The sequence below is a fragment of the Pedobacter sp. genome (assembly GCF_035566355.1).
Taxonomy (GTDB): domain Bacteria; phylum Bacteroidota; class Bacteroidia; order Sphingobacteriales; family Sphingobacteriaceae; genus Pedobacter.
The window spans coordinates 1-8,847 of record NZ_DATMRL010000664.1; the positions used below are offsets into that span (position 1 = coordinate 1).

The 8,847-nt window shown below is 41.2% G+C and carries 7 protein-coding genes; 4 read left to right on the forward strand and 3 right to left on the reverse strand.

The genetic code is table 11. The features are described 5' to 3' along the window. Positions 1–73 precede the first annotated feature (73 nt). A complete protein-coding gene (locus VNZ46_RS26265; RefSeq protein ID WP_316836808.1) occupies positions 74–1,387 on the reverse strand; it encodes a nicotinamide mononucleotide adenylyltransferase in 1,314 nt (437 codons plus the stop codon). Positions 1,388–1,416: 29 nt separating this feature from the next. Between VNZ46_RS26265 and VNZ46_RS26270 the strand changes: the two genes are divergently transcribed. Next, the gene (locus tag VNZ46_RS26270) at positions 1,417–3,168 is read left to right on the forward strand and encodes an ABC transporter ATP-binding protein (protein WP_325564153.1); all 1,752 of its coding nucleotides are present in this window, start codon (positions 1,417–1,419) and stop codon (positions 3,166–3,168) included. Here the strand turns inward: VNZ46_RS26270 and VNZ46_RS26275 are convergent. Further along, positions 3,163–4,041, reverse strand: a complete 879-nt coding sequence (locus VNZ46_RS26275) for a mechanosensitive ion channel family protein (protein WP_325564155.1) — start codon at positions 4,039–4,041, stop codon at positions 3,163–3,165. The two genes, VNZ46_RS26270 and VNZ46_RS26275, sit on opposite strands and share 6 nt — an antisense overlap. Before the next feature lie 93 nt (positions 4,042–4,134). Between VNZ46_RS26275 and VNZ46_RS26280 the strand changes: the two genes are divergently transcribed. The 3 genes from VNZ46_RS26280 (at position 4,135) to VNZ46_RS26290 (ending at position 8,310) form a co-directional block, all read left to right on the forward strand. Further along, positions 4,135–5,091 (forward strand): DUF6268 family outer membrane beta-barrel protein, encoded by a 957-nt coding sequence (locus VNZ46_RS26280; RefSeq protein WP_325564157.1) that lies wholly within the window; start codon positions 4,135–4,137, stop codon positions 5,089–5,091. An 82-nt stretch (positions 5,092–5,173) separates the two neighbouring features. Further along, positions 5,174–7,306, forward strand: a complete 2,133-nt coding sequence (gene rnr / locus VNZ46_RS26285; RefSeq protein WP_325564159.1) for a ribonuclease R — start codon at positions 5,174–5,176, stop codon at positions 7,304–7,306. Between the two features lie 35 nt (positions 7,307–7,341). Then, on the forward strand, positions 7,342–8,310 hold the full coding sequence (locus VNZ46_RS26290; protein WP_325564161.1) for a polyprenyl synthetase family protein: 969 nt from the start codon (positions 7,342–7,344) through the stop codon (positions 8,308–8,310). Here the strand turns inward: VNZ46_RS26290 and VNZ46_RS26295 are convergent. Next, positions 8,307–8,847, reverse strand: a 541-nt coding sequence (locus tag VNZ46_RS26295) for a response regulator (RefSeq protein ID WP_325564163.1), incomplete at its 5' end; no start/stop codon positions are given. The two genes, VNZ46_RS26290 and VNZ46_RS26295, sit on opposite strands and share 4 nt — an antisense overlap.

Below are 8,847 nucleotides of genomic sequence, written 5' to 3' on the forward strand. Positions count from 1 at the left end.
AAAATATATTTAACGAAGAAGGCCCTGCAAAATTTGCAGGGCCTTCTTCGTTAAATATTAAAGTTGTAAATTATTAAACTGTTTTCACATCCCCTTCGCTGTAATCTCTGATATCGGTAATATATCCATTAATGATCAGGAAATCAAACAAAGGTTTTGCATCTGGTGTAACCGGCATATTTGCACTAGTAATTACTTCGCTGGTTTTCTTATCGAGGAAAGGATAAGCGAAAAGCTTTACATTTTTACTGAACATATCACTTACATAACTCAACAACATGCTGGAATAATTATCTCCGAAATTGCTCGAGTTGAATACAAATTTCAAGTTATTGATATTGGTCGAGATCCCTACACTTTTAGGTTTGCACCTGTCCAGATATTTTGCCAGCTTATTGTGCCTTGCAAAGTTCGACACGATCACCAGGTTACCGGTATTGCACATCTCCTCCGCCCTTTTAGCCACAGCACGCAGATCAAGGTTCTCTGTCCAGTTTTCGTCTTCAGACAAAACATTGGAAAGCAATACTTCAATCAGTACACTCAAATTATCTTTTTTTACATTTTCTGTACGTACAAACTGGTCTACAGCCTTATTTAACATACTAAAGTTCGGATTTGATTTCTGCGCATATTTTGTACGCAAAATCATAATATCCTTTTTATACAGGAGGTCCTTGGGTAAACAAGGCCTTCCAAGAGAGTCAAAAATGGCCGCACTGGAAAAATCTTTAACAATCAGATATAAGTTCAGCAGAATATTGTTTACCTCTTTAAATGCAGGACCGTTCACAGAAATCAGGTCAATTTCTACAGAGCCCACAGTTAAATTGTCTGCTAAAGATTCAATCATCGTTTTAGGATCATGATGGAAATAAAACGCAGCATATACTAAGTTCACACCAATAATTCCCAGAACGTTCTGCTGCAAGGCCGAATCTGTATCCAATAACCTCACATGGAATACAATTTCATTGGATTCACCACCAGGTTCAGACTGGAACTTAATTCCAATCCAGCCATGCGGATCATTCGATTTATTATAATTTAAGGTTGTAACGGTATCTGCAAAAGCAAAAAAGGTTCTGTCGTCGTATTTTTCACCACTTAACCTCTCATTCAATAAACCATATTCATGGTTTAACATTTTACTTAGTCGCGACTGGCTTACATATCTGCCCGACTCCTCAGCGCCATAAATCGCATCACTAAATGTCATATCATATGCCGACATGGTTTTAGCAACCGTGCCTGAAGCCGCTCCAGCGGTAAAAAAATTACGTGCCACTTCCTGGCCTGCTCCAATTTCTGCAAAAGTTCCGTAAATTTTTGGATCTAAATTGATCTTTAAGGCTTTACGCTTAGTATCCAGAATTTCTCTTTCCATGGCACAAAAATAGAAGAAACTGACGGAATTTGAGGGATAAATTTCCTTATCTTGGTAATCTGATGCTAAACGTAAAAAATCTCGCCGTCCAGTTTCTGAATGAAGAGGACAAATCCTGGACTCCGGCTGTAAACCAGATCAATTTCACCCTTGAAAAAGGAAGAGTTCTCGGAATTGTGGGTGAATCTGGTTCAGGAAAATCGGTAACCTCATTCTCCATCATGCGGCTTCACAATCCCCGGAGCACCAGAGTTGAAGGAGACATTGAGTTTGAGACCATCAATTTGCTTAATCTTTCGGAAGAAGAGATCAGAAAATACCGTGGCAATAAGATATCTATGATCTTTCAGGAACCCATGACCTCACTCAATCCCGTTTTTACTTGTGGAGATCAGGTCATGGAGGCCGTTATCCTACATCAGAAACTAAATAAAGAAGTAGCTAAGCAGCATACTCTTCAGTTGTTTGAAGAAGTACAGCTGCCCCAGCCCGAACGCATTTTTAACAGTTACCCGCATCAGTTATCGGGTGGACAAAAACAAAGGGTGATGATCGCCATGGCGCTAAGCTGCAATCCAGACCTTCTTATTGCGGATGAACCAACCACAGCTTTAGATGTTACGGTACAGAAAACTATATTGCAATTGCTGGCCAAGCTCAAAGAAGAAAGAGATATGGCGATGATCTTCATCTCTCATGATCTCGGTGTAGTGAGTGAAATTGCAGATGAAGTTGCAGTGATGTTCAAAGGAAAAATAGTAGAACAGGGTGCAGTAGAACAAATTTTCAAAAATCCGAAGCACCCTTATACCAAAGGTCTACTGGCTTGCAGACCCAGCCCCTGCAGAGTACTCAAAGTTTTGCCAACCATAGCCGATTTTCTTGAAGGCAATCAGGATCAACCTATCCAGCATCTGCTGGAAGCCAATACCTATACCACAGCCGAAATAGCAGCACGAAGAGCGCAACTCTACGCCCAGCCCCCACTCCTCCAGGTTCGGAACCTCTGCACCTGGTACCCCGTTAACCCGGGATGGTTTGGCAAGGTCAGCAATTATGTGAAAGCGGTGGATGATATCACTTTTAATGTTTATCCTGGCGAAACCCTGGGGTTGGTGGGTGAATCCGGTTGTGGAAAAACCACCCTCGGAAGAAGCATTTTAAGGTTAACTGATCCTACATCGGGCACAGTGATCTTTAATGAAACAGATCTTTGCAGTCTGCGGAAAAACGACTTAAAAAGAATAAGGAAAGACATACAGATTATCTTTCAAGACCCCTATTCTTCTTTAAATCCCAGGATGACGGCCGGCAATGCAATTATGGAACCCCTCCAAGTTCACCATTTACACCACAATGATCAGCAACGCAAAGCGCATGTGATCAGCTTACTGGAGAAAGTGGGTTTGAATGCAATGCATTTTGACAGATATCCACACGAGTTTTCAGGCGGGCAACGTCAACGCATTGTGATTGCCAGGGCCCTGGCTCTTGAACCTAAGTTCATCATATGTGACGAATCTGTTTCCGCGCTAGATGTTTCCGTTCAGGCCCAGGTACTAAACCTGTTAAGACAATTGCAGCAGGAATTAGGTTTAACCTATATCTTTATCTCCCACGATCTCGCCGTTGTGAAGCACATCTCAGACAGGATGATTGTAATGAACAAAGGTAAAATTGAAGAACAAGGTTTTCCGGAAGATATCTATAGCCATCCCAAAGCAGACTATACCAAAAAACTGATTGCCGCTATCCCGGGTACACAAACACTGTATTTATAATTTCTGGTCCGGAACAGCCAGCTTCATAACTGCGGTATTTAATGCCCGTCTGATCTCTCTTTCTTTGACCTTGTCGTATTTGTTCAATAAGACCTGAACTTTGAACCTAGCTTCATCTTTATTGATGGCCATCGTTTTTACGGTCAGGCCATCTAACATGATAAAGCCCGAATATGGCATAACTACTTGTCTTAAATGATTTTCCAGGTATTCTGGCGTATAGCCAAAATGAAGCAGCATCTGAAATTCCACACTAAGCTTTTTGATGTTTTGTTTAGATTGATTTACAATTACGGAGCTAAAAACCACGGAGTTGGGAATGATCACCATATCATTATCTTCATTTTGCAAGATCATATTGATCAAGGTAATATCTATGATCTTACCTTCAATGTCATGTACCCGGATATGATCTCCAAGAGAAAGCCGGTCAGAGAACATAATGATTAGCCCATTGATCATATTGGTAATATAATCTTTAAAAGTCAGCGCAATTGCTGCCGCTACTATGGTGATACTCGTCAGAAATTTAATTGGGTCAACCCCCAGGAAAACCATAAAGGCCAGGGCAAAAAAGACTGTATTTAGAATGGATACGATCCGGTTAATACCCAGGATAAAATTGTCTTTTATATTGCTCTTGAACTTATGTTTTTTGATGTACCAGAAAATGATCACCAGCCGGATCGCAGAAACGGCTAAGCTGGGGCCAAGGAATACAAAAAGAGCCTCTGCAGCTTGTGCGATCACAGGGTAATGTTTGTATACCGGAGGAACATTGATCTTGAAATAGACAAGCGCGATATATACAATTGCCTTAATTACGATCATAACAATTTCATTCCTGGTCTTTCTCTCTTGTTCTTCTATCATCAGTACGATTAATTGCTTTGAAAAGCTAAAATACAATTTATTCTTTTGGCCGTAGTGGTAAAATGAGGATTGGTTGTCACACCTTAAAAAAACATGAAAATCACTCAGCAACATCTCGTAATAACCGCCTTATCGTTTCTGGTTATATTTCTAATGGGGAAGCCAGCACAGGTATTTGCCCAGATTAAACTTACAGACATCCGTGCAAGTGGCACTTACTTTCCGGAGTCAAGATTCATCAGGCCCAATGAAACCGATAAATCCACCGCAAAAACCAGTATGAGCCGGGCAGAACTTGGACTTAAATTCGACCTGTCCAATAAAGTTGATACACTGAAAGGGAGCTATAGCAAATGGACAGCTACACTGAGTGGATCGTATACAGATCTTCAAAATAAAAATTACGAACAGCAGGTTTTCCCTTCCAGATTGGTTACTGCAGACTTCGGCGTTCAGTACCTGCACAGCATAAACAGAAGCTGGAGCATACTATATGCGCTGTCTGCAGGTGTTTATTCTGACATGGAAAAAGTGAACGAAAAAGATGTCTTCCTGAATGGAGGTGTGGCTTTTATCAAACGATACAATCCAAACTTCACCTTTGGTTTTGGGGCTTTTCTAAACAATGCTTATGGCACACCAATGGTATGGCCGGTACTTATTGTGCAATGGAAAACCGGAGATAAATTTAAACTGGACGTTAGCCTGCCCGATGGAGATGGAGGCTCTGGCTTTGTGAATAAAATCAGTTATGCCTATCAAATCAATAAAAAAACAGACCTGGCACTGGTATTCAAACCACGGCTGATGTCTTATGATACAGAAACGCTTGGCGACAAAAGAAGAATGCTCAGTTCATGGGAACTACCTGCCGGACTGGAAAACAGATGGCATTTTAAACACCTTGATTTTGTAGTTGGAGGCGGTATGGTCATTTTGCGCACCTATCAGTTTGGAGAAAAGAAACTCTCTAAAATGTTTGACCAGGGTCCCACCTCTAAACTGGCCTCCAATTATTACCTGAATATGGGAATACACTGGCACTTTTAAGGGGCTTTATACCCCTTTTAAACAGATACAGATTTATTTTTCGCTTCAAATTGCTACCTTCGGGGTGATTCATAAATTAATTATGGCAAAGAATAAATCATCTCACCTAACAAAAGTGCTCACACAGCTGATCAGCGATGTGCTCACCAAGAGCAAAGAAGCTCTGAATTACAAACAAGTATCTGCAAAACTCAACATAACTGATGCAGCTTCCAGGGAAACCATCCTGGAAGTGCTCAAAGATCAAGCCCATAAAGGCACCTTCATTGAAGCTGAAAAAGGCAAGTTCCGTTTAAAGGATCTAAAAACCTTTATCATTGGAAAAGTAGACATTACAACCGATGGTTCTGGTTATGTTGTTCCCGACGACGAATTTGAAAAAGACATATATGTATCTGCACGCAAGCTGCATAACGCACTACATGGAGATAAAGTAAAAGTTTACATCTATGCAAAGAAAAGCGGCCGCAAAAATGAAGGCGAAGTTGTAGAGATCCTGGAACGAGCGAAAACAGACTTTATCGGGGTGATCAGAATTTCCGAACGTTTCGCTTTTGTGGCGATAGACGACCGGAAAATGCTTCATGACATCTTTGTACCTTTAAGCGATCTAAATGGTGCTAAAAACGGTCAGAAAGTACAGGTTACCATCACAGACTGGCCGGAAGAAGCCAAAAACCCTATCGGAAAGATTACCCATATATTAGGAGAACAAGGCGAGAATGACACAGAAATGAACGCCATTCTTGCGCAATACGGCTTCCCGCTCACTTTCCCTGCCGAAGTTGAAAAAGAAGCCAATGCCATTCCTGAACAGGTTACAAAAGCAGAACTCAAAGGCCGCAAAGATTTTCGGGCAACCACCACTTTTACCATAGATCCCGCAGATGCCAAAGATTTTGATGATGCCATCTCTTTCAAAAAACTGGAGAATGGACATTATGAAATTGGTGTACATATTGCAGATGTTTCGCATTATGTAATCCCTAACAGTGCATTAGATAAAGAAGCTTATGCCAGGGCAACATCAGTATATCTGGTAGACCGGGTGATCCCGATGCTGCCTGAACGCTTAAGTAATGGGGTATGTTCTTTACGCCCGCATGAAGACAAGCTTTGCTTTGCTGCTGTATTTGAACTCGATGACAAAGCCAATATTCACAACGAATGGTTTGGCAGAACAGTGATCCATTCCGATAGAAGATTCAGCTATGAAGAGGCCCAGGAAGTCATCGAATCCAAAGCGGGCGATTTTGCTGAAGAAATCCTCAAGCTGAACGAACTCGCTTATATCCTGCGCGATAAAAAATTTAAAGCCGGCGCCATTAGTTTTGAAAGTACGGAAGTTAAATTTAAACTGGACGACACTGGTAAGCCGATTGGTGTTTATGCGAAAGAACGTAAAGATGCTCATAAACTCATTGAAGATTTCATGTTGCTGGCGAATAAAAAAGTAGCAGAATTCGTTGCCAAAAAGGGAAAAGGAAAACAAAAATACACTTTTGTGTACCGCTCCCACGACTCTCCTAACCTCGAGACGCTGAATAATTTTGCCCTCTTTGCTTCTCGTTTTGGGTATAAGATCAATATGAAATCCGATAAAGAGATCGCCAAATCCCTGAACTTCCTGATGGAAGATGTAGAAGGTAAAAAAGAACAGAATGTGCTTACCCAACTGGCCATCCGCTCTATGGCGAAAGCTGTATATACCACTAAAAAGACCAGCCATTATGGACTTGCCTTTGACCATTATACACACTTTACCTCCCCGATCAGAAGGTATCCCGATGTAATGGTTCACCGTTTACTGGCCTCTTACCTCAACGGAGAAAAGTCGGCGAACGAGGAACAGTATGAAATTGCATCTTCTCATTCTTCAGCTATGGAAAAACGTGCTGCAGATGCAGAACGCGCCTCCATCAAATACAAGCAGGTAGAATATCTGGAAGAGAATATTGGAAATATTTTCACGGGCATTATATCCGGAGTAACAGAATGGGGTATGTATGTGGAACTGATCGACAACAAATGTGAAGGTATGATCAGGCTCAGAGACATTGCTGATGATTTTTACGTACTTGATGAAAAGAACTATTGCATTATCGGTCAGCGCAAAAAGAAAAAATACCAATTGGGTGATGAAGTACAAGTTAAAGTAAAAAAAGTAGACCTCTCTAAACGTCAAATCGATTTTACACTCCTTCAAAATCCTTAATCAATACATAACAACATACACGGCAATAAAGACGAATGCACACGACTTCTGAATTACAGGAAATTATAGAAAAAGCAATTAAAGGGCTCAGCTATTCCAATCACCCCAAAAACCTTTACGATCCGATCTCCTATATTATGAACCTGGGCGGTAAAAGATTACGCCCGGCACTGGTCCTGCTCGCTGCAGATCTGTTTAACGGCTCTTTAGACGAGGCACTTCCAGCGGCTCTTGCTATTGAAACCTTCCATAATTTCACCCTCATCCATGACGATATTATGGACAATGCCCCCTTACGCCGTGGGCAGCAAACCGTTCATGAAAAATGGGGAACCAACAACGCTATCCTTAGCGGAGACGTAATGATGGTGGAATCTAACAAACTACTAACCAAAGTGAAAGTTAGTGTCTTAAAAGAAGTCCTGGACACCTTTAACGCAACAGCCCAGGGCGTATGTGAAGGACAACAGCTGGACATGGAGTTTGAGAGTCGTAATGACGTCAGTATTGAAGAATACATTGATATGATCAGGCTAAAGACGGCAGTATTGGTTGGGGGCGCTATGAAAATTGGTGCTATTGTAGGTGGGGCCAATGAGGCAGACGCAAATCTGATCTATGATTTTGGTGAAAATCTTGGAATTGCTTTCCAGCTTCAGGATGATATTCTTGATGTATATGGTGATCCGGAGAAATTTGGTAAACAAGTAGGTGGAGACATCATTGCAAACAAAAAGACTTATCTGCTGCTTAAACTTCAGGAAATTGTAAACACTGAAGATGCAGTGCTCCTGGATCAGCAGGCAGGCAATAAAGATACCTTACTTAAAATAGAACGCGTTACCGCACTATACAACCAGTATGATGTAAAGGATCTTGCTGTAGAGCAAATGAGGAATTACCTCGATAAAGCTTTTGCTGCTTTATCGGCCATCAATGTACCACAACATCAAAAAGAGGAAATCAGCGGCCTGGCCAATGAGCTGATGAACAGAGAAAGCTAATTGTCAAAAATCAGTTTTACTTTATCATAGGTTAAGGGCTTGGTCAAAAAGTCCTTAACACAGATAAACTGCTGTGCACGGGTTCTTTCTACAGGATCAATCGAAGAAGAGACAATAATCACATCTGTTTCAATATGATGCTCTTCCAGCAACTGTAAAAATTTCCAGCCGTCTATCTCCGGCATGTGTAAGTCCAGCAAAATTAAGTCCGGTGTATTTTCCAGTACATACTGAAGCGCCTGCTCAGGCTTATCAAACAAAACCACATGCTTATCCATTTGTAATTTACTGATCAGCATCTGATGGATCTTATTGGTGATCACATCATCATCCACCAACACGATATGTTTACTTTTCAGCCCTTCTATTCCAGGTCCATAATCCTCCTGGCCCCCTTCATGAAGCAGAGAATTCAGCATTCGGATGATATTATCTAATTTACCCGCCTGTGTATTGATATCACTTAGCAACTGGTTGATTTTCAAAGTATCATAAGATTCCAAAGAAACATGATTTTTTGCATTGGACAGGCTTAGA

Bases quoted from the DNA above. Each gene is read 5' to 3' on its own strand.
- VNZ46_RS26265 (WP_316836808.1), bottom strand. From the start codon at position 1,387: ATGGAAAGAGAAATTCTGGATACTAAGCGTAAAGCCTTAAAGATCAAT.
- VNZ46_RS26275 (WP_325564155.1), bottom strand. From the start codon at position 4,041: ATGATAGAAGAACAAGAGAGAAAGACCAGGAATGAAATTGTTATGATC.
- VNZ46_RS26280 (WP_325564157.1), top strand. From the start codon at position 4,135: ATGAAAATCACTCAGCAACATCTCGTAATAACCGCCTTATCGTTTCTG.
- rnr (WP_325564159.1), top strand. From the start codon at position 5,174: ATGGCAAAGAATAAATCATCTCACCTAACAAAAGTGCTCACACAGCTG.
- VNZ46_RS26290 (WP_325564161.1), top strand. From the start codon at position 7,342: ATGCACACGACTTCTGAATTACAGGAAATTATAGAAAAAGCAATTAAA.